Genomic DNA, 21,365 nt, shown 5'->3' on the forward strand with positions numbered 1-21,365 from the left:
CGCTTTCGCGAAAGCGCTCTCAACCATTCTCATATCTATAGAAACGTTACTTTATGGCTAGTGGGTAATACTTTTTCTTGTAAAAGTAGATAAGCATCCCTGCCCTAAAAAGCATCCAGACCATAAAGGCACACCATATTCCCAAAATACCCCACCCCGTGTATTTACTTATATAAAGCACGGGCACAAAGCCTAAAAATGTGGCCACAAGAAGTGTGTTACGTAACCACCCCATTTCTCCTAGACCCTTAAAAATTGAGTCTAAAGTAAAGGCAATAGCGTTAATAGGTTGCATTACAATCACCATAAAAAATACGCCATAAAATACGGTAAGTACTGTATCGTCATTACTAAAGAGTAAGCCCATAGGTTTATATAGAATGGCGCAGATAATCATCAAGAAAACAGCAACAACAAGGTTATATTTTATAACTCGTTTTGTGAGTAGCCAGAGGTTGGGGTAGTCCTTTGCACCTAGCAATCTACCGCTTAATAGGTTGCCAGCCGCTCCATAGCCATCTATAAAGAATGCTGTAAAGAGCCATATATTTGCCGCAATGGTGTGGGCAGCTACTGTCTCATCACTTATTGCGGTCGCCTCACGTACAGCAAGTACAAGAGCCACATTGAGAGAAAATGATCTTATAAAGAGGTTAAGACTCATCGAGATAAGTCTTTTAATCTCAGGGTGCAGCGGTAATCGTAGTCTAAGAGAAACGTCTGTTTTTATAAGTAAAAGCACAAGCGCTAGTATAGCCATTACAGCCTGTGCTGCGAGACTTGCCCAGGCAGCACCCTTAACCCCCATAGGCTCAATAACACCGTCTATCCCGTATACGAGCATAAAGTCAAGACCTATGTTAAGAGAGGCGCCTATAATAGCCACAATCATAGGCCAGAAGGTATTTTGTAACCCTCTAAAAATTCCAAACACGGCAAAGGTGAACAGTGTAAGCGGGAAACCCCACACGCGTATATTATAATAGTCTATACTTAAAGATAACACCAACCCCTTTGCATTAAGGAGCATAAAAATCTCTTTTACAAAGAAGTATGTACTCCCTAAAACAATGATAGATAGAATTATATTAAAGTAAATAGCCTGTGCAGGCAAGACTTTAATATCTTCAAGCTTACCAGCACCCAGGTTTTGAGATATTATGGCAGAAATGGCGCTACGTGTTTGCCCTAGTATCCATATAAGCATAGAGAGAAAAGAACCCACAATACCTACAGCTGCAAGTGCCTCGACACTATTTTCTGCAATGTTACCTACTACTGCAGCGTCTGTGCTAGAGAGTACAGGTTCTGCAATACCAGCAATAAGCGCAGGAACTGCCAGCTGCTGTATGCGCTTAAATGAAATATCTATGTTATGGGATAGTATAGTGATAACTCAGGCTTTAAAATAATTGAGTTACAAAAATACATCTTATATTATGCGTTCATAACAATAGAAGGGATCATTACTTTGCTTTGGAAAATAGATATTACCCAGTCTTTTATAACCGCGAGCTTCATAAAATTGTTGATTGCGCTTATTTTGCGAGAAGGTGTCGAGCCGTATAGAAGGTGCTCCAGCTTGTTGTGCAAATTGATGTGCATAGTTCATCATTTTTCTAGCATAACCCTTACCCTGCATATCTGGATGCACAGCGAGTCTATGTACGTAGATATTACCTTGAGATGGAGTTAACCATTCAACATCTTCATACTCTTTATCCATAATGGTAGACACGACGATGGTCCCTATGATAGCTCCGTCTTTTTTTAAAACACAGAGTTCCTCACGGTCTATATCTTGCTCAAAAGCGGCGGCACTAGGATAATGCTCATTCCATTGATAGATGCCTTTTTCAATCATAGATTTTGCGCACGCTCTAGTGAGCGCAAGTATCTCTGGAATGTCTATTTTTTCTGCCTTTACAATCATAGTTTAAAAGTATTTTTGTAATCTTATGTAAAATTACAAATTACGGTATGAAAAATATTCTTGTTCCTATAGGTTCATCAAAGAGTGCGGTTAACACACTTCAATATGCAATAGATCTTGCTCAAGAGGTAGATGCAAATGTGTATGTTATCTCAGTGTTTCAAGAATTTTCTAAGGCAGGAAGCGCCTCAAAGTTAAACACCGTTCTTAAAGAAGATACAGAAAACACACTAGAGAAAGTGGTAAGTAGTGTAGATCATAAAGGAGTCTCTGTAGTGTCACATCCTATAAAAGGTGGAGTGGTAGATGGTGTAGAGCGTTTTAATAAACACGTACCTGTAGATCTTATGGTACTCTCACCGCGCAGCAACTCTGTACGTGATGAGGTCTATCTTGGTAATACAACTGGAAAGCTCGTAAAGAGTACAAATATACCAGCGCTTATTGTGCCAGAAAATGAAACTTTTAAACAGCCATCTCAAATACTAATGGGTTTTAAAAATGGAAACTTTGATAAAAAACGTCATCTAGAGCCGCTTAAAAAAATGCAAAAGCATTTTGGCACAGAGATTCAACTTTTGCACGTTGAGACACCAGAGAGTGACGATAAGATGAAAAACATATCTGACGACCTTAAGGAGATGAGTGCATCTTATAAGACCACCTCAAACGCAACTACCTATCAAGGTGTACTTGAACATTTTCAGTCTGTAAATCCAGATATAGTTTGTGTGGTGCGTAGGAAGAGAGGTTTCTTTAAGAAACTCTGGGAAAAAAATGTAGTACTCAAAAAAGAGTTCTTTACACCTAAACCATTACTCATATTAAGAGTTCAAGAGTAAATTTTAATTTGGGGGATTAGCTCAGTTGGCTAGAGCGTTTGACTGGCAGTCAAAAGGCCACCAGTTCGAATCTGGTATTCTCCACGTTTTAAAAAATAAAAACCCATCAATACGTATTGATGGGTTTTTTATATGTTTTTAGTACGCTTTCGCGAAAGCGTAAACTACCTTTCTGTAAAGGGAATAGAAGGGTCTAATATTTCTTTTACCAATGTTTTTAAAACAGCCTCAAACTCCAAAAGGGTGTCTGTTGTGATCTCTTGGTTTCTATTGTATTTAAATGGTAGAAAGCCTGACTGTAGATTTTTGAAAGATATTATTCCCGCATTTACGGGAAACTGAAGAGGCTTCTTTTTGTTAAGCATAAATGCATACATAAGCACTTGGAATGCTTTTTCAAATTTACCTTCAGGCAGAAGTAAATCTTCATAAGATTTTAAGTTGAGATCGGTTTGTGTTACTTTACCGGTTTTATAATCTATAATGTTGAGGTGACCGTTGCGTTGTTCTACAAGATCTACCTTACCTCTTAGAGTAATAGTATCTGTGAGAGATATATCACGTAAATCATCTTCTACCGCTTGTATTATGACAGTATCGCCCTTTTTAAGCAAGGATATCTCTCTTTTTAGGTAATTGTGAACATAGCGACATATAACCGCGTAGATGATCTTATTTTTACCTTCTTGTATATGAGTGAGACCGTATTCTGATTTGAATTGATTACGTACCTCTTGCTCAATACCTTTAATGAGATCTTTTAAAATATCTTCTGTAAGTACAATACCTATGTGTGGTTTATAGAGTTCCTCTAGTGTGTTGTGTACTATGGTACCCATTGTATTTGCTGCAACGGTTTCTTCTACTTCATCGCTACTATCTATACCGAGAATATAGCGCTCGTAAAATAGCACTGGATTGCGTAAATAGGTGGTAAGTGCAGAGGGAGATATGCCTCTTTTGAGAAACTGTGATAATTTTGCAACCACCTCTGGTGTTTTTGCTATCACTTGCGACTTTTTGCTTGTACTGTGCGATGCAGGTGTAACTGTATATTTAGTAAGGTTATGAATTCCTTCTTCTTCTATTTGTCTTATAAAACGACTTTGCTCACTACTTCCTAGTCCGCTACTATGAGTTGTATATAATAGATCTACAGTAGAAGCCCTATGTAAAAGATGGTAAAAGTGATAAGCATATACTGCATCTTTTTCTGAATATGTAGGTAAATCATATAGCTTTTTAAGATCGTAGGGTATGTAGGAGTTTTGGCTCTTACCAGAAGGTAGTATTCCCTCGTTAACAGAGGTGAGGATTACGTGATCATAATCTAGTACACGAGACTCCAAGACTCCCATAATTTGTAAACCTTGATCTGGATCACCTTTAAGATCTATAGTTTCTGAAGAAATAATATCACGATAAAAGAGGATAAATGTTGAGATATCACTTATATGCTCTTTTACTTCCATAAGTGTTTTTAACTTATTAAAAGCTACATAAAACCCATAGAGATACTCTACTTGTAAACTGTTTTGAGTTTCGTCGTATATAGTTCTTAAGTCACTAATGATTTGAAGACAATTTGATACGGCGAGTTTTGGGTTATCATTCCACTCTAAAAATAAGGTCTTGGCAATATTTAGGTGCTCTTGGTTAACAGTATTTAGTAATACGCCGGTAGAGACATAAATGAGGTTTTTAGATATAATCTCTTGTTGTAATGTTGTGGCTGTTTCTTTTAGTAATGCCTGAGTAATGGGATTGCGTAGTACTTTTAAAACATCTTTGTAATAGAACCCGTTAGTCTGTGGATTCTTTTTTAAACTAAGCAGTTGCTCAAAAAATGAAGCTGTCGGGGTTTTACCTATTGGAATACCCATAGTAATATTTACTTTATGGATGTGTGTAGGTAGTGCGTTAAGTACAGGTAATAATAATGCCTCGTCTCCTAGAATGATAGCAGTTTTGGAAAGTGCGTCTTGAGCTGTTTTTTCAAGAATAGTTCCTAGAGTTTTGGCCTGTAGGACATCTTGTGAGCAGGCATAAGTATTTATATTTTTTGAAGTACTATAATTATCAAAACTCCAAGAAAAGTCATTGGTGCTGTAATATGCCCAGTCTCGCTTGTATTTCTTTATAAAGAGATTAGTCTCGTGATATGGGTTTTTTATAAATGACTTTTCTGTATCCCAATAAATTTCCGAATTTCCTGAGGCTAGTATGGCCTGTATAATTTGTTGCTCTGCAATATTAAGCGCATTAAATCCCAGAAAAACGTGTCTTTCCTGAGTAGAGGAAGATATGTAATGCTCTATAACCTCTACAGCTTGTCTATAAATATACCCTTGATGGACAGCATCAGTATGAAGTGATTTCTCGCAAAAGACTGTGTAAATATCAAGCAAGTTGTTCCAGAAGTCTATATAATTTACAACTATCTCATTTGTAGATGAAGACCAATGATCTGATAGTTCTTTTATATCTTTAAGGTGGTTAAAGACTTTTTTTTGATCGAGCAAAAACCGATCTATTTCATTAAAGTCACTCAATATAGATTGAGCCCAGCCACAGAAAGTTTGGAAGGTTACTAGCTTCTCCTTCTCTACAACTTCTGTATAACTTTCAAAGAGATTAAATATTAAGTCTACATTGCTCGCAGATTTTAATCCTGTTATGTGGGATATAAATTCTTCAATAGAGAAAATTTGTGGAGCAAATGAAGTTTTATGTGCTCGCTGAGCTATTTTCTTTCTAAGTGTATTACCAGCTCTTCGGCTAGGTAAAATAAATATGAGATTATCTTTATCTGTTACACTTTCCTCTTCTAGTACGACGTCTATAAAACTTTGCATAGTCTAAAATAAAAAACGCCTCGCAATTGCGAGGCGTTTTTAAGATTATAAAAATCTTATTTTATTTCTATTGCTCTAGAATAGAAAGCTCAACACGTCTGTTTTCTTGACGTCCTGCAGCAGTTTTATTTGAAGCAACTGGTCTAGCTTCACCAAATCCTTTAGACTCTAAACGAGACGCTGGGATTCCTTTTCCTGTTAAGTAGCTTCTTACTGAAGCAGCTCTTTGGTCAGAAAGGTCTAAGTTATATGCATCACGTCCTCTATCATCAGTGTGACCTTCGATAAGGAAACGAGTTGTTGGGTACTCCATCATCACTGATGCCACTTTATCAAGAGTCGCATAAGATTCAGTTCTGATTGATGCTTTGTTGTAATCAAAGAGTACTTTTTTAGTTTCAACGTTAAGCTCATTAAGAACTTCTACAGATACTTCTGGACATCCATTGTTTGCTACAGTTCCTGCAACATCTGGACACTCATCGTCTTTATCTAATACACCGTCACCGTCTTTATCTTGGTAAGGACATCCGTTGTTAGCACGTGGTCCTGCCTCATTTGGACAAGTATCATCAGCATCTTTGATACCATCACCATCTGCATCTGGACAACCACCTAAAGCAGCGATACCAGCAACAGTAGGACAAGCATCCTTAGGATCAGGAATACCATCACCATCTGTATCAGGACAACCATCAAACTCTGCTAAACCAGCAACAGTAGGACAAGCATCTTTAGAATCTTGGATACCGTCACCGTCAGAATCTGGACATCCGTCAAACTCAGGAAGACCTGCAACTTCTGGACAAGCATCATCTTTGTCATATATTCCATCACCATCTGTATCTTTTCCTCCGAAAACAATACCTACAGCAGCAACGTGTTGAAAGTGCTTGATTCCGTCATCTTCAAAAGCGTGCTTATATTTAGATTGTAAACCAATATTGAAGTTTTCTCCTAACCAAATTTTAACTCCGGCAGCAGCATTTGCAGTTCCAAATCCACCTAACTCACCGTCCAGTGAACTTTCTACCCACGTATAACCAGCACCAACAGAAAGAGAAGGATCAAACCATCCACCTTCACCATTGATAAGGTCTCTTAAGCTATAGGAGAAATCTCCGTCAGCTCCGTAGTATTGTAATTCATTTCTTGGTCTTTCATCACCTAATTTGTCAATTCTGTTTAATGAACCAGATACTCCAAATGTGAAACCATCTCCCAAGTAGCGAGAAACGTTTACATAAGAAACTGAAGGTACGATGCTCCAGTGATCTTCAACATTGTAGAATTCTTCAAAAAGATTTCCTCTTAATTCACCAGCTCCTGGAGATACGTCTAGTGCGTCACCTACTGGGTATGTGTCAATTGCGTTTGCTCCGACTGAGATAGCCCAAGGATTGTTTGCGTCTTGTGCATTCACTGATCCTAAAGCAAGAATCATAAGTGCTGCAACTAAAAATCTGCTAAGATGTTTCATTGTTTAGTCTTAAATTTTAAGTGTTAATTACCGACAAAAGTAAGTTGTTAAAATTAATCAACAAAGCTAAAAGTACTAAATTTTTCCAAACCTCCCTTACAAACAGGGGGTAAGGACCGTTTAAATTACTTTTAAATCTTTTCCTACTTTTGTAAAAGCCGCTATTGCAGCATCAAGATGTTCAATAGAATGAGCCGCACTCAATTGTACACGAATACGTGCCTTTCCCTTTGGTACCACGGGGAAGAAGAAGCCTATCACATATATACCTTCTTCTAAAAGTGCGTCTGCCATATCTTGTGATAACTTTGCATCATAGAGCATTACAGGCACAATTGCCGAGTCTCCATCTATAATATCAAAACCAGCTTTTTTCATTCCTTTTTTGAAATATGCCGTGTTTTCTGCTAGCTTATCTCGTAAAGAAGTGTCTTTTTCTAATAAATCTAAGACTTTTATTGAAGCACCTACAATGGCTGGAGCAAGAGAATTTGAAAATAAGTAAGGACGACTACGCTGTCGTAGTATTTCTATAACCTCTTTTTTTGCAGTTGTATATCCTCCCATTGCGCCACCTAGTGCCTTACCTAATGTACCAGTAATAATATCTACACGACCTAAAACACCTTTTTCTTCTAGCGTACCTATACCGCGCTCACCTATAAAACCTGTAGCGTGACACTCATCTATCATTACAAGAGCATCGTACTTATCTGCTAGATCACAGATCTTATCTAGTGGAGCAACAAGACCGTCCATTGAGAATACACCATCTGTAACTATAATTTTGTGACGAGCACCATTTTCATTTGCTTTTTTAAGTTGCTCTTCGAGATCTGCCATATCATTATTTGCATAGCGATATCTCGCAGCTTTACATAGGCGCACACCGTCTATAATAGAAGCGTGATTAAGCGAGTCAGATATGATAGCATCTTCTTTACCTAGTAGCGGTTCAAAAACACCACCATTTGCATCAAATGCCGCAGCATATAATATGGTATCTTCTGTTCCATAAAATTTGGCAATACGCTGCTCTAATTCTTTATGTATGTCTTGTGTACCACAAATAAAACGTACAGAACTCATCCCAAAACCGTGAGTATCCATAGTGTCCTTTGCAGCTTGTATTACTTCTGGGTGTGATGATAGCCCTAGATAGTTATTTGCACAAAAGTTTATAACCTCTTCTCCTGTAGAAATTTTGATTACCGCGTCTTGTGGAGATGTGATAATACGCTCTTTTTTATAGAGTCCTGCATCTTTAATTTCTGCAAGTTCTTTTTGTAAATGTTGTTGTATACTACCGTACATATGTGTTTGTTTTTTACAAAGGTATTAAACCGCGACTACTTCTATAGTGCTGTCTATATAAACAAGCAGTTTATGAGTTACGTTATAACCCATCTCTTGATATAACCCAGCGTAGGTTGCAAGTTGTTTTGCATAAGAGTCGTTATGGGCACCCGTTTTATAGTCTATAATTATAGTACTTCCATCTGGAGTAACTACAACACGGTCTGGTATGTGAAAACGACCATCACTGGCAAGTATCATACGTTCATTGTAAACGGTGTTTTCTTCTTCAAAAAATAACTTTAGGTCTGGATGTGAGACAACCTGATTCATTATGCCCGTCATAACCTTTCCGCTTTCTTGAGGTATGATACCGTGGCGCACAGCATCGTCTACTACGGCTGTAATTGTATTGTGGCCTGTAACAGCGGCCATTAACTCGTGTATGAGATTACCGTAAGTAATGGCATTTTGCTTTTTCTCATCCCATAAAAAACTAGCCTGAGTAATTATTTGTATACCTAACTCTTCTTTGGCTGTAGACCGTATGATGGGTGTAAAATTTTGATAATCTGAGATTTTGTTTTTTTTAATAGCGGCTGTTTTGCTGCCAAAACTATATTCTCGCTGGTCGTTATTCCACAAATTGTTGTTTTGAAGATAATCGATAAAAAGGTCACTATATGAACCTATTTTTTTTACGCTTTCGCGAAAGCGTGATAATACATATAACCGCTCAGAAGCTCTAGTAAGCGCCACATAAAGTACATTAATGGTGTCAAATTGTTGCTCATTGTTTCTTTTTTCGAAAAGCGCTATGCCAGCATCTCCAAAATCGTTAAGCGCACTATTATGTGGAACCATTAAGGTGTTAAAACCATTAATATCTTCATTTTCCATAGGGAACCACTGGTGCTCGCCACGAGTGCGATACAAGTCTGAGTCTGCATAAGGATATATTACTACTGGAAACTCAAGCCCTTTTGATTTATGAATACTCATTATCTGCACAGCATTGTCTTGTGCTGGTGCTACGATACTTGCTTTTTCTCTTTTTTCTTCCCAGTAGTCTATAAAACCTAAAACACCACCACTGTGAGCTTGAGCATAATTATAAGCTAGATCGAGGTATGCCACTACATATGCATCAGATATTGGAGCTAAGTAAAAGGAGCGTATAATGTACTCTATATACTCATAAAGAGAGAGGTTTTTTAAGTAATCGAGATGTATAAAAACATCAAAAGCTTTGAGCTGCTCTAAAAATTCGGATAATGTGCTAGCCGTATGAGTACTGTAAAAATTGTGGCTGTCTTTTATAGTATAATGTGTTCCTAAAAAGTAAAGCACAGCAAGCCTATACTCTAATTGTTTTGGAAAAGAAAGCATTGTAATAAAGTTGTGTATAAACTGCACGGTAGGAGAATTTTCGATAAGTAAACTCTCTGAGGAGACAACCTCTGTACCTGCCTCTTGTAAAACTTGAGCAATGTGTGTACCGTGTTTATTACTTCTTGTAAGAATACAAATATCTGAGTGCAAGTACCCTTGAGCCGTAACTTCATTAATGATTTCTATAACTCGTTCTGGGTATAGAAGGTCTGCCTCTTCGTTATTCTCATAATCGATAAACTCTAGGGAAACATATCCATCTTTTTTGTTAGTTGTGCCTTGTGCATTATCTGTTTTATAAATCTCACTATAGAGTTCATTATTAAAGTGTACGGCAAGGTGTGTAAAAAAACTATTATTAAAATGAATAATAGACTCATTACTTCTATAGTTAGTGTCTAAGCGAGCGACAGTAGCCTCTGTGGTAAAAGGATTAATCTGGTGGCTAAGAGCAATAAACTGCTCTGCCTCACCACCGCGCCATCTATAAATAGCTTGTTTTGGATCACCTACGAGTAATAAAGAATTGCTTACTTCATCACTAGAGACGCTACTTATCGTATTATCTATAAGTGGGACGAGATTGTCCCACTGCATCACAGAGGTGTCTTGAAACTCATCTATAAAGTAATTTGTATATCGCTCACCGAGCCGCTCATATAAAAATGCAGCAGGTTGGTCTTTAAGCGATTTTGAAATGAGGGCATTAAAATCTGATATGAGCAATACATTTTCTTCTTCCTTAATAAGGTCTAGCTCCTTTTTAATGAGGTGTAAAACAGAAAGAGGTATAAGCTTAGAGCGAAAAGCCTCATACTTCTTTTGCTGCGAGGCAAGAGATTTTAGTTTTAAAAAATCGTCTACAAAGCGATTTCTATTTGCATCTATTATAGATTTTATATCATCTTTTTGTCCCTTTGTGTAAAATGCATACTCCTCGATATTGTCTTTATAACCAGAACCAGAATATTTTAGACCTTTTATGCCACTAGCCACTTGTACTATAAACTTATAGTAATAGCCGCTGGCAAAACTTTTTTGATCTAGACCTAATGTGTGTATAAAGTCTAAAAGACTTTTACCCGTTTCTTGCTGTTTACTAGCCAGAGACTTAATTTGAGTGTTAAGAAATCTAGCAAGCTCATCAAAGTCTGATAATGATTTGCTTTTAAGAAGTTCTAGCGCCTTGAGATCATTTTCATTATGTAATAGCGAGGCAATTTCTAGTAAATCTCTACTTATATCCCAGCTCTTATCATCATCTGCTTTTTCAAGAGCAAAATCTACGAGTACCTTAGTAATGGTGTTATCTACACCCACTTTTGCAACAAGAGCATCTACAGCTTGTGCGCTGAGCGTTTTTTGATCTAGAGACACTTCAAAACTGCTAGAGATATTAAGATCTTTTGCAAAGGTGCGTATAATTCTATGCGTAAGTGTATCAATCGTAACAATATCAAAAGCAGCATAATTATGTAAAATTCTATTGAGAATCTCCTTTGATTTATGCACCACCTCATCTACCGGCAAGTTGCTAGCGCTAGCCAGATCATCTAGCATATCTGGTTTATCACCCTGCTTATAATCACCTATGGCTTTAAAAGTTTCTAGCACTCTGTTTTTCATCTCGGCAACTGCCTTGTTTGTAAAAGTGATTGCAAGTAAATGTCTAAACTTATTAGGATCCTTACTTTTAAGAAGCGTAGTGATGTATTGCTTTACAAGACTATATGTTTTACCAGATCCTGCAGAGGCATTGAGCACAATAAATGTATTCTTTTCGGTCATAGCACTAAGATAGCAAAAAGCCACCCATAAAGGTGGCTTTGTCAAACCTCAACCTAATAATTATATAGACACCTATAATACCCCTAAAATGAATGTCTATGTTTATAAGACCTTTATTTTCTAAACGGTTGCGTTAATTTGTTATGTTTTATTACGCTTTCGCGAAAGCGTACACCTATTTATAAGAATTCTATAACATAAAGAATACCTTACTTTATGTAACTTTGTTAAAATCAGAATTGAAGTTTAACCAAAAACGAAAGAGAAATGTCATTTACCTTACCAGAATTACCATATGCAAAAGATGCTCTAGAGCCTAACATAGATGCAAAGACTATGGAGATCCACCACGGCAAGCACCACGCTGGATACACTAATAAACTTAATAATGCCATAGAGGGAACAGACCTTGAAGGTAAGACTATAGAAAATATACTTATTAACCTAGATATGTCTAACACTGCTGTACGTAACAATGGTGGAGGTTTTTATAACCACAGACTTTTTTGGGAAGTTATGTCTCCAGACGGTGGAGGAGAGCCTACGGGTGAACTTGCAGAGGCTATAAACGCAGCTTACGGAAACTTTGAGTCTTTTAAAGACAAATTCTCATCTGCAGCAGGAGGACAGTTTGGTTCAGGATGGGCTTGGCTATGTGTGCACGAAGGTGGAAAAGTTGAGGTTTGCTCAACACCTAATCAAGATAACCCACTTATGCCTAAAGTAGGTTGTGGAGGAACTCCTATCTTAGGACTTGATGTATGGGAGCACGCATACTACCTTAATTATCAAAACAGACGTCCAGATTATGTAAATGCATTTTTTAATGTAATAAACTGGGAAAAAGTAAGCGCTCTATATGCTCAAAACAAATAAGCGATAGTTTATATAAATTAAAAAGGTCCATTCATCAGAATGGACCTTTTTTTTATGTCTTAACTTTTTAAGAGCATCTTACTCTAGCAGAGTTTATAATGAGATGTGATAAAATCTTTTAATAAGAAATTGACTACATCACTTTATGTAAAGGTTGCGCATAAAAAAAGGCGGAAAGATCCACCTTTTTTTGCCCCAAATCTACCATTAACTTAACCTACTTATGCTATGGCATTGCTAATATAAGAGTCATTTTTTAAGTATGATGCAATTTTTAGACAAAAAACTCAATTTTTAGACGAAATACACAGTTTTTGAGCAATTTATGATTTAATTAAGAACGCCGTTAGTAAGCTCTTTCTTTATTTCCTTCTACAAAGTTTATAAAGGCTTTATTTACCACACGGTGTCCACCGTTTGTGGGGTAGTCTCCGGTAAAATACCAATCTCCTAGGTTTTCTGGACAAGCTTCGTGTAAACTCTCTACCGTTTGATAGATAATTTCTACTTCGGTTTTTACAGTGTCATCTGTGAGAAGCTCTGCTATTTTTTGAGAAACCTCGCGCTGTGTAAATGGTTCGTAAATACGCTTTACATAATTCTTAACGTGCTTATCTTTAAGATCTACTTGTTCTTTACATTGTTTATATACTTCATCTATAAGATCCTCCTTACCATTGTCTTTAAGTAAAGCTATAGCAGCCCTAAATGCTATAAAATCCTCAAGTCTCGCCATATCTATACCATAACAATCTGGGTATCTAATCTGAGGGGCGCTTGATACTACAATGATTTTGGCTGGATTTAAACGAGCCATCATTTTGATAATACTCTTTTTAAGAGTAGTACCTCGCACGATACTATCGTCTATAATTACTAGCTTGTCTTCTGGCTTTATTACTCCATAGGTCACATCATAAACGTGTGCTACTAGATCATCGCGACTACTATCTTCTGTAATAAACGTACGAAGCTTTGCATCTTTTATAGCTATTTTCTCGGTACGTAGTCGCTGTGATAAAATCTCTGTGAGCTGTGCTTCTGTAAGGTCTCCCTTTGCAGCGAGAATTTTTTGTCCTTTTTGTCTATTGAGCTCATCTTGCGCTGCTTCTACCATCCCGTAAAAAGATGTTTCGGCAGTGTTAGGTATAAAAGAAAAAACAGAGTTTTTTGTATCGTGATCTATACTTTCTAATACTCGAGGCATAAGAAGACGACCTAGCATCTTACGCTCTTTATATATTTCGGCATCAGAGCCTCTTGAGAAATAGATACGCTCAAAGGAACAAGCTTTTCGCGTAAGCGGTTCTAAAATTTGCTCTACAGTAAGCGTTCCGTTTTTCTTTACAATAACTGCGGCACCTGGATCTAGCTCTTTTACCTCTTCAAAAGGTACATTAAAGGCTGTTTGTATAACTGGGCGCTCACTTGCTACCACGGCTACCTCGTCATTTTCAAAATAATATGCGGGACGTATACCAGCTGGATCTCTTAGTACAAATGCATCTCCGTGACCTAGAAGTCCGGCCATTGCATAACCGCCATCCCAATCTTTTGAGGCACGGCGTAAAATTTTTGCCACCTTAAGGCGCTCTGCAATTTGAGGTGAGGCTTGTTGTTTATTAAAGCCTTCCTTTTTTAGTTTTTTGTAAAGTTTTGCTACCTCATCATCAAGGAAGTGACCTATTTTTTCCATCACTGTGATGGTATCTGCTTGCTCCTTAGGGTGCTGTCCTAATGACACGAGCTTGTTAAAAAGCTTGTTTACATTAGTCATATTAAAATTACCCGCAACTATGAGGTTACGGTGCATCCAGTTGTTTTGACGCAAGAAAGGGTGTACACTCTCTACACTGTTTTTTCCAAAGGTGCCATAGCGCACGTGACCTAATAGTAGCTCACCTATGTAAGGGACATTACTTTTTTGCCAGGCTACATCATCCTTTTTATCTGGATTTGCCGTCATAAGGGTATTGATACGCCCATTAATCTCTGCAAAAATATCTTGTATGGGTTGTTGTGCCGTAGAGCGCTGTCTTGAGATGTAACGCTCGCCAGGAGCAACATCTAGTTTTATACTGGCAAAACCAGCTCCGTCTTGACCACGGTTGTGCTGTTTTTCCATCATAAGGTACATCTTGTTTACACCGTAAAAAGCGGTACCGTATTTTTCTTTATAAAATTCTAGTGGTTTTTTTAGTCTTATTACTGCAATACCACATTCGTGCTTAATAGCGTCACTCATAGCTTTATAAAACAAAAGCGCTCCAAAAAATTGGAGCGCAGGATTTAGTCGTTTATGTTTATGTCAAATTGAACAAGTTGTTTAAACTGATGCAATCTTTCTTTGATTTCTTCTGGGGTTACAGATTGTAATCGCTCTGTTCCAAATTTTTCTACAGTAAAGGATGCTAGACAAGAGCCATATATAAGAGCCGTCTTCATTGTTTCAAAAGAAGTGTCTCCTGCTTGTGCAATATAACCTGCAAATCCTCCTGCAAAGGTGTCTCCAGCTCCCGTAGGGTCAAAAACGTCAGACAGTGGCAGTGCTGGCGCAAAAAACATTTTATCTCCTTCAAAAATAAGTGCTCCGTGCTCACCCTTCTTAATGACTACATACTTAGGCCCCATCTCGTGAATCTTCTTTGCAGCAGTCACAAGAGAGTACTCACCACTCAACTGGCGAGCTTCCTCGTCATTTATAGTAATAACATCTACTTTTTTGAGAGTAGTTTTAAGCTCATCAAGCGCGATATCCATCCAGAAGTTCATTGTGTCTAGTATCACAAGCTTAGGCTTTACATCCATTTGCTCGATAACACTAAGCTGCACTTGTGGTTGCAAGTTACCTAGCATTACAATAGGTGCTTCCTTATGAGATGCAGGAACCTTAGGAGAAAAATCTGCTAGTACATTAAGCTCTGTTGCTAGTGTATCTCTAGAGTTCATATCGTTATGATATTTACCACTCCAGAAAAATGTTTTACCACCTTTTACAACCTCTATACCGTCTGTGTTAATACCTCTCTCTGCAAGAAAATCAAGATACTCTTGTGGGAAGTCATCACCTACTACGGCTACAATGGCTGGATCAACATTATCAAACTGTGCCGCAGCAAGTCCTATATAAGGAGAAGCTCCCCCAATAATTTTATCTGTTTTTCCAAAAGGTGTTTCTATAGCATCAAAAGCGCAAGAACCAACAATAACCAATTTACTCATCTATAATTTTTGTGCAAATATACGGTTTTGAATGTTTGACAACTCAACTTTAAGGAGACCGCTTTCGCCAAAATTTTAAATTAAATTATGCAAATAAACTGGCAATAAAACTTTTTAAAGCATCCCAGTTTCTTATAACCAGCGTGGTAAGAAAAGCCGAAATTGCTATCGTATATATTCTCTTTTTTTCTGTTTTCATAAGATTATTTACTTCCTTCCAAAATCCGCTGGGATTTCTCCCCAGGCTTTGGTTTCCCACTTTACGATGGTTGTTGTATAGGTGTTTGTTTTAAGCCACTGCTCTGCGCGTGTGATGAGGTCAAAAACATCTTTGTTTTTTTGACTTTGTTTGAGGTTAGTCTTGCAATGCTTCTTTTTTACCCAGCCTATTGCTATGCGTGAGTCACTATATATAAGACGGTCGCTACCTATCTTTTTTAAGTAGGCCAGCCCGTGTACAAGCGCTAGAAACTCTCCTATATTATTAGTCCCTTGTTTAAAAGGCCCTTGGTGAAAGAGTTGCTTTACTGTTTGAGTATCTACACCACGATATTCCATCACGCCTGGGTTACCAGAGCTTGCCGCATCTACCGCGATAGAGTAGAGGTTAGGCTCGCCGTATTTTGCTTTTTCTTCGGCGGTGAGTATTTTTTTCTTTTTTGAGGAGCCTTTAAAGTCATTATAGTCTCCATTGTAAGCGGTTTTTGCTTTAGCAAAGGTGTCAAAACTCTTGTATTTTGCCCCAGCATAACCAGTAATCATTGCCTTGCAATCTTTCCAAGATGTATAGATTCCAGGTTTTTTACCTTCCCAGACCACATAGAATTTTTCTTTTTTTGCCATCTCTCTAAGATAAGAACTTTGCGATTACCTCTGGAAAGTGCGTGTATTCTAGCTGGTGTATTTTTTTGGCAATTGCTTCTGGGGTGTTTTCTGGAGTGACTTCAACTTTGGCTTGAAATAAAAAATCTCCCTTATCATACTCGGGTGTTACCTTGTGTATGGTGATGCCTGTGTGAATTTTTTGAGTGGGATTTTTAAGGTATTCCGCTTTCGCGAAAGCGTAAACAGCCTCGTGCACATTCATCCCGTACATCCCTTTACCGCCAAAGTTAGGGAGCAACGCGGGGTGTATATTTATGACCTTATCTGGAAATGCCGAAATGATTTTTTCTGGAAAAAGCCATAAAAAGCCAGCAAGAACGATAAGATCTGGCTTTGTTGCAGTGAGTAAATGCAGTACATCATCACTTTTATAAAAAGCTTTTCTGTTAAAACTTAATGCGGGTACATCTAGCTTTGTGGCGCGTTGTAAAACTTTGGCACGCGGGTTGTTAGTAAGTACTTGCACGACTTGTGCATCCGTACGATCCCGAAAATACTCTATAATACGCTGGGCATTTGTACCGTTACCCGAGGCAAAAATCACAATTCGTTTCATTTTTCTTGTTGCTGTTGTGGGTGCGAAATAAAGAAATATTAGTAACTATTTGAAGGTTATAGAAAGGAACTTATTTTATATTTCCGTAAATTACCTTCACATTTTTGAGTTGCAAACTTGTTTAACCGTAAAGTTTGTTATTTTTGCGACTTAAATAAAAATTTAAATTAGAAAATTATGTCAGACATTGCATCAAGAGTAAAAGCGATTATCGTAGACAAATTAGGAGTAGACGAAAACGAAGTTGTAACTGAAGCAAGCTTCACAAACGACCTAGGCGCTGATTCACTAGACACAGTGGAACTCATTATGGAGTTTGAAAAGGAATTTGATATCCAGATTCCAGATGATCAAGCAGAAAATATTGCGACCGTAGGTCAAGCAGTATCTTATATAGAAGAGGCTAAATAAGTCCCTACATATGGAGTTAAAGCGAGTAGTAGTTACCGGACTTGGTGCACTTACCCCGATAGGAAATAATATTCAGGAATACTGGGAAGGACTTTCTACAGGGAAAAGCGGGTGCGCGCCCATCACCTATTTTGATGCAGAAAAGTTTAAAACGAGGTTTGCTTGTGAACTTAAAAACTTTAATGCTCTCGACTTCTTTGATAGGAAAGAGGCTCGTAAGCTAGACAGATTTGCTCAGTACGCATTGGTAGCCTCAGATGAGGCTATCAATGATGCGGGCATAGACCTTGACTCGGTTGATAAATTTAGAGTTGGGGTTATATGGGGAGCCGGTATAGGTGGTCTGGAAACTTTTCAGAACGAAGTGCTAAACTTTGGTGCTGGAGACGGTACCCCTAGGTTCAACCCATTCTTTATCCCAAAAATGATTGCAGATATTGCTCCTGGTAATATCTCTATCAAGCACGGTTTTATGGGGCCTAACTATACAACGGTTTCTGCCTGTGCGTCTTCTGCAAATGCGATGATAGATGCTCTAAACTATATACGTTTAGGTCATTGTGATATTATTGTAACTGGAGGAAGTGAAGCTGCTGTTACACCAGCAGGTATGGGAGGTTTTAATGCAATGCACGCCTTATCTACCAAAAATGATGATATGGAGACGGCTTCTAGACCTTTTGATGCAACCAGAGATGGTTTTGTACTAGGTGAGGGAGCAGGAGCATTAATACTAGAAGAATATGAACACGCAAAAGCACGTGGTGCAAAGATTTATGCAGAGGTTCTAGGTGGAGGTATGTCAAGTGATGCTTATCATATGACAGCACCACATCCAGACGGTATAGGTGTAGAGCGAGTGATGCTTAATTGTTTACGAGATGCAGGTTTAAACCCTGAAGATGTAGACCACATTAACACCCACGGTACATCAACACCTCTAGGAGATGTTGCAGAGCTTAAGGCTATTTCAAAAGTTTTTGGTGAGCACGCCGCAGATATTAATATTAATTCTACAAAATCTATGACAGGTCACCTACTAGGTGCAGCTGGAGCTATAGAGTCTATTGCAGCAATACTTGCAATGCAGCACAGTCTCGTTCCTCCTACTATAAATCATACTACTGTAGATGAAAATATAGACCCATCTTTTAACCTTACGCTTAACAAAGCGCAAGAAAAAGAAGTAAATGTTGCAATGAGCAATACCTTCGGTTTTGGAGGGCACAATGCTTGTGTATTATTTAAAAAATTAGACGCTTAATATATAGATGAGTACGTTTAAAAAAATATTTAACTCTCGTGCTGAAAAGGACGGGAGTTTTTTTATGCGTATGCAATCCATTATAGGTTTTAAACCTAAAAATATTGCGATTTATGAAAAGGCATTTACACATAGATCTCTAGGCCTTAAAAAGGAAGATGGAAATCCTCTCAACTATGAGAGACTTGAGTTTTTAGGGGATGCTATGCTAGGGTCTGTCATTGCAGCGCACCTTTTTAATGAAGTACAAGGAGGTAATGAAGGGTATCTCACAAAAATGCGATCTAAAGTAGTAAGTCGTAAACATCTCAATGAGCTAGGGCGTGATCTTAACCTTGTAAGATATGTGAAGGCCAGTATACCTATAGATAACTTTGGTGCAAACATACACGGTAATCTCTTTGAGGCCCTTGTGGGAGCTATATATCTAGATCGCGGTTATCGTTACTGTGAGAAGTTTATAGCAAAACGAGTTATAGAGCCTTATGTAGATATTGAAAAACTAGAGGGGCGGATTATAAGTTATAAGAGCGTTCTTATAGAGTGGTGTCAAAAGGAAAAACATATTTTCAAGTTTGAAACTTTTGAAGATACGGGTCAAGATGCAGTAAAGCACTTTGGTGTGCGTCTACATATAGATGGTAAAATTATTGCTAAGGCACGTGCTACAAGTAAGAAAAAAGCCGAAGAGATAGCCTCAAAACGTGCATTTTATGCATATCAACGAGAAATTGAGTCACAGTAGACTTTAATTTATAAATCATTTCACTACATTAGCGACGTAATCATCTTTACCTTAGCAGATTAAGTTCTAGAGCAGAAATGCTCATAATTATGTCAGTGAAGTTTCCAAAAAAATATTATCTCGTATTTACACTACTCGCACTAGTTACAGCACTTGCGGTAAACTGGGTAACTTCAAATATTGCCAAACAAAAAGAAGAGACACAATACTTACAACTTGATAGAGCAAATAAAAGAGCCGCATTTGAGTTACAAAGCTCTTTAACCACTTATGCTGCTCTTGTTTCTGGCATTAAAGCATATATAGAAATCACAGATGGTGAGTATCTAGAAGAGGAAGACATAAAGTACCTCTTAGATATGCAGCTTAGCGATCTGTCCATACCCCCACCATTTAGTATTTCATACTTAGATACAAATCATATTTTTCAATTTGATTTTACAATGAAAAAGGCTGCCCTTGAAAATTTGGAGGGTACTTCTTTAGAAAAAATCATAGGTAAATCTGGTATAAGTAGGATGGATACCTTAATGCGTAGTAGTAAATATTATGCATCAAATCCTACAAACCTTATAGAAGGTATTGTAGGGCTTCCGTTAGGTTTTGGTATACTAGATGACAATGGAGTATCTAAAGGCTATATTACGACCGTAGCAGAGTTTGCGCCTATAATAGATCGTGTTTACAAGAATGTAAACAAAGAAGATTTTGTCTATAGATTTCAAGCAGGAAACGGAAATTACTTTGACCGTGCAAAATCTTATAATGGTCAAAAGTGTTATGCAAAAACAGAAGACCCAGAGTACTTTAAAAACTTTAACATCCCAGATGAGTCATATGTATCAACCACAGTAAATTTTTATAACAAAAAATTTGTAGTGAGTACCGCATATAAACGCCCACAAGAGAATAGTATGGTTATGTTTATAACCTCTTTGATTTGGTACTTAGCTTTACTAGGCTTTATGCTATTTTTAGTTATACAGTTTTACGTTTATGAGCGTAAGGACAAAATGATAGCAGCTCAAAATAAACGACTCTCAGAGGTAGTTGCTACAAAAAATAAATTTTTCTCTATTGTAGCTCACGACTTAAGAAGCCCTCTATCTTCTGTGATAAATTTTTTGGATGTTTTAAAGCAAGAAGAGTTTAAGAGTAAGCAAACTGCTGCTATTATAAATTCACTAGAAGATTCTAGTCGCAACAGCATATCCTTACTAGATAACTTGCTCAAGTGGTCTAAGCTAGAAACAGGTCAAATAAAGTATGAACCTATACCCCTAGATATTCTAGCTATTACAAAAGATCAAATTAAGGTATATAGCGATAATTTAAAGCAAAAAGGGATTAACGTACGTCTAGAATCTAGTTTTAAAGGCACAGTAGAGGGCGATAAAAATATGATTGCAACAGTGATAAGAAATTTATTATCTAACGCGATTAAGTTTTCAAATGACAATGATATCATAGTCATAGAGTTCTCAAAAACAGCTCAAGATTTTATTTTTACAATAGAAGATAACGGGATAGGGATGACAGATGCTTATCGAAAAAAAATACTCAGTCTTACAGAAACTACAGTTCAAAAAGGAACACGTAATGAGAAAGGCTCAGGGTTAGGCCTTATATTATCTAATGAGTTTATAAAAACCCACAACGGTGAGTTAAGTATAGAATCTCAAGAAGGTAAAGGAACCATAGTCACATTTACATTACCTTTAAAATCATAAAAAACACCCAATTTAACGAAAACGTTTACGTAAGTTTTACATATCCCCCCACTTGCTTTAGATGCTTCTTTGTATCTTTCTCACTTGCTT

The 21,365-nt window shown here is 37.5% G+C and carries 17 protein-coding genes and 1 tRNA gene; 8 read left to right on the forward strand and 10 right to left on the reverse strand.

What is annotated here, in order from left to right; genetic code table 11:
• Window positions 1-46: 46 nt before the first annotated feature.
• Window positions 47-1,324 (reverse strand): MATE family efflux transporter, encoded by a 1,278-nt coding sequence (locus ACFO5T_RS02225; RefSeq protein WP_380032197.1) that lies wholly within the window; start codon window positions 1,322-1,324, stop codon window positions 47-49.
• Here ACFO5T_RS02225 and ACFO5T_RS02230 point away from each other — a divergent pair.
• Window positions 1,266-1,412: a hypothetical protein gene (locus ACFO5T_RS02230; RefSeq protein WP_380031682.1), complete on the forward strand. Its 147-nt coding sequence runs from the start codon at window positions 1,266-1,268 to the stop codon at window positions 1,410-1,412. The two genes, ACFO5T_RS02225 and ACFO5T_RS02230, sit on opposite strands and share 59 nt — an antisense overlap.
• A 20-nt stretch (window positions 1,413-1,432) precedes the next feature.
• On the opposite strand, the gene ACFO5T_RS02235 is transcribed toward ACFO5T_RS02230, so the two are convergent.
• Window positions 1,433-1,933: a GNAT family N-acetyltransferase gene (locus ACFO5T_RS02235; protein ID WP_380031684.1), complete on the reverse strand. Its 501-nt coding sequence runs from the start codon at window positions 1,931-1,933 to the stop codon at window positions 1,433-1,435.
• A gap of 47 nt (window positions 1,934-1,980) precedes the next feature.
• On the opposite strand from ACFO5T_RS02235, the gene ACFO5T_RS02240 reads away from it, so the two are divergent.
• On the forward strand, window positions 1,981-2,775 hold the full coding sequence (locus tag ACFO5T_RS02240) for a universal stress protein (protein WP_380031686.1): 795 nt from the start codon (window positions 1,981-1,983) through the stop codon (window positions 2,773-2,775).
• A gap of 10 nt (window positions 2,776-2,785) precedes the next feature.
• Window positions 2,786-2,859, forward strand: a tRNA-Ala gene (locus tag ACFO5T_RS02245).
• A gap of 80 nt (window positions 2,860-2,939) precedes the next feature.
• On the opposite strand, the gene ACFO5T_RS02250 is transcribed toward ACFO5T_RS02245, so the two are convergent.
• The 4 genes from ACFO5T_RS02250 to ACFO5T_RS02265 all read right to left on the reverse strand — a co-directional run bounded on the left by ACFO5T_RS02250 (window position 2,940) and on the right by ACFO5T_RS02265 (window position 11,586).
• Window positions 2,940-5,630 carry a PD-(D/E)XK nuclease family protein gene (locus tag ACFO5T_RS02250; protein WP_380031688.1) on the reverse strand — a complete coding sequence of 897 codons (2,691 nt, stop codon included), beginning with the start codon at window positions 5,628-5,630 and terminating at the stop codon, window positions 2,940-2,942.
• A gap of 67 nt (window positions 5,631-5,697) precedes the next feature.
• Entirely contained in the window at window positions 5,698-7,110 is a 1,413-nt protein-coding gene (locus ACFO5T_RS02255; protein WP_380031690.1) for an OmpA family protein, read from the reverse strand.
• 120 nt (window positions 7,111-7,230) lie between these two features.
• Entirely contained in the window at window positions 7,231-8,424 is a 1,194-nt protein-coding gene (gene kbl, locus ACFO5T_RS02260; protein WP_380031693.1) for a glycine C-acetyltransferase, read from the reverse strand.
• 24 nt (window positions 8,425-8,448) lie between these two features.
• Window positions 8,449-11,586: a UvrD-helicase domain-containing protein gene (locus tag ACFO5T_RS02265; RefSeq protein WP_380031695.1), complete on the reverse strand. Its 3,138-nt coding sequence runs from the start codon at window positions 11,584-11,586 to the stop codon at window positions 8,449-8,451.
• 267 nt (window positions 11,587-11,853) lie between these two features.
• Between ACFO5T_RS02265 and ACFO5T_RS02270 the strand changes: the two genes are divergently transcribed.
• The gene (locus tag ACFO5T_RS02270; protein ID WP_035326152.1) at window positions 11,854-12,462 is read left to right on the forward strand and encodes a superoxide dismutase; all 609 of its coding nucleotides are present in this window, start codon (window positions 11,854-11,856) and stop codon (window positions 12,460-12,462) included.
• Between the two features lie 346 nt (window positions 12,463-12,808).
• Here ACFO5T_RS02270 and ACFO5T_RS02275 read toward each other — a convergent pair whose 3' ends face one another.
• The 4 genes from ACFO5T_RS02275 to purN all read right to left on the reverse strand — a co-directional run bounded on the left by ACFO5T_RS02275 (window position 12,809) and on the right by purN (window position 17,125).
• On the reverse strand, window positions 12,809-14,707 hold the full coding sequence (locus ACFO5T_RS02275; protein WP_038598094.1) for an amidophosphoribosyltransferase: 1,899 nt from the start codon (window positions 14,705-14,707) through the stop codon (window positions 12,809-12,811).
• Window positions 14,708-14,751: 44 nt separating this feature from the next.
• Window positions 14,752-15,684 (reverse strand): PfkB family carbohydrate kinase, encoded by a 933-nt coding sequence (locus ACFO5T_RS02280; protein ID WP_035326150.1) that lies wholly within the window; start codon window positions 15,682-15,684, stop codon window positions 14,752-14,754.
• A 207-nt stretch (window positions 15,685-15,891) separates the two neighbouring features.
• Window positions 15,892-16,527 carry a ribonuclease H1 domain-containing protein gene (locus ACFO5T_RS02285; RefSeq protein WP_380031698.1) on the reverse strand — a complete coding sequence of 212 codons (636 nt, stop codon included), beginning with the start codon at window positions 16,525-16,527 and terminating at the stop codon, window positions 15,892-15,894.
• Between the two features lie 4 nt (window positions 16,528-16,531).
• On the reverse strand, window positions 16,532-17,125 hold the full coding sequence (gene purN, locus ACFO5T_RS02290; protein ID WP_380031700.1) for a phosphoribosylglycinamide formyltransferase: 594 nt from the start codon (window positions 17,123-17,125) through the stop codon (window positions 16,532-16,534).
• Window positions 17,126-17,302: 177 nt separating this feature from the next.
• On the opposite strand from purN, the gene ACFO5T_RS02295 reads away from it, so the two are divergent.
• The 4 genes from ACFO5T_RS02295 (at window position 17,303) to ACFO5T_RS02310 (ending at window position 21,275) form a co-directional block, all read left to right on the forward strand.
• The gene (locus tag ACFO5T_RS02295) at window positions 17,303-17,536 is read left to right on the forward strand and encodes an acyl carrier protein (RefSeq protein WP_013750595.1); all 234 of its coding nucleotides are present in this window, start codon (window positions 17,303-17,305) and stop codon (window positions 17,534-17,536) included.
• Between the two features lie 10 nt (window positions 17,537-17,546).
• On the forward strand, window positions 17,547-18,800 hold the full coding sequence (gene fabF, locus ACFO5T_RS02300) for a beta-ketoacyl-ACP synthase II (protein ID WP_035326136.1): 1,254 nt from the start codon (window positions 17,547-17,549) through the stop codon (window positions 18,798-18,800).
• A 7-nt stretch (window positions 18,801-18,807) separates the two neighbouring features.
• On the forward strand, window positions 18,808-19,545 hold the full coding sequence (rnc, locus tag ACFO5T_RS02305) for a ribonuclease III (RefSeq protein ID WP_035326134.1): 738 nt from the start codon (window positions 18,808-18,810) through the stop codon (window positions 19,543-19,545).
• 89 nt (window positions 19,546-19,634) lie between these two features.
• Window positions 19,635-21,275: a sensor histidine kinase gene (locus tag ACFO5T_RS02310; protein ID WP_380031703.1), complete on the forward strand. Its 1,641-nt coding sequence runs from the start codon at window positions 19,635-19,637 to the stop codon at window positions 21,273-21,275.
• Window positions 21,276-21,365 lie beyond the last annotated feature (90 nt).

The organism is Dokdonia genika (genome assembly GCF_042652845.1).
Classification (GTDB): Bacteria; Bacteroidota; Bacteroidia; order Flavobacteriales; family Flavobacteriaceae; genus Dokdonia; species Dokdonia donghaensis.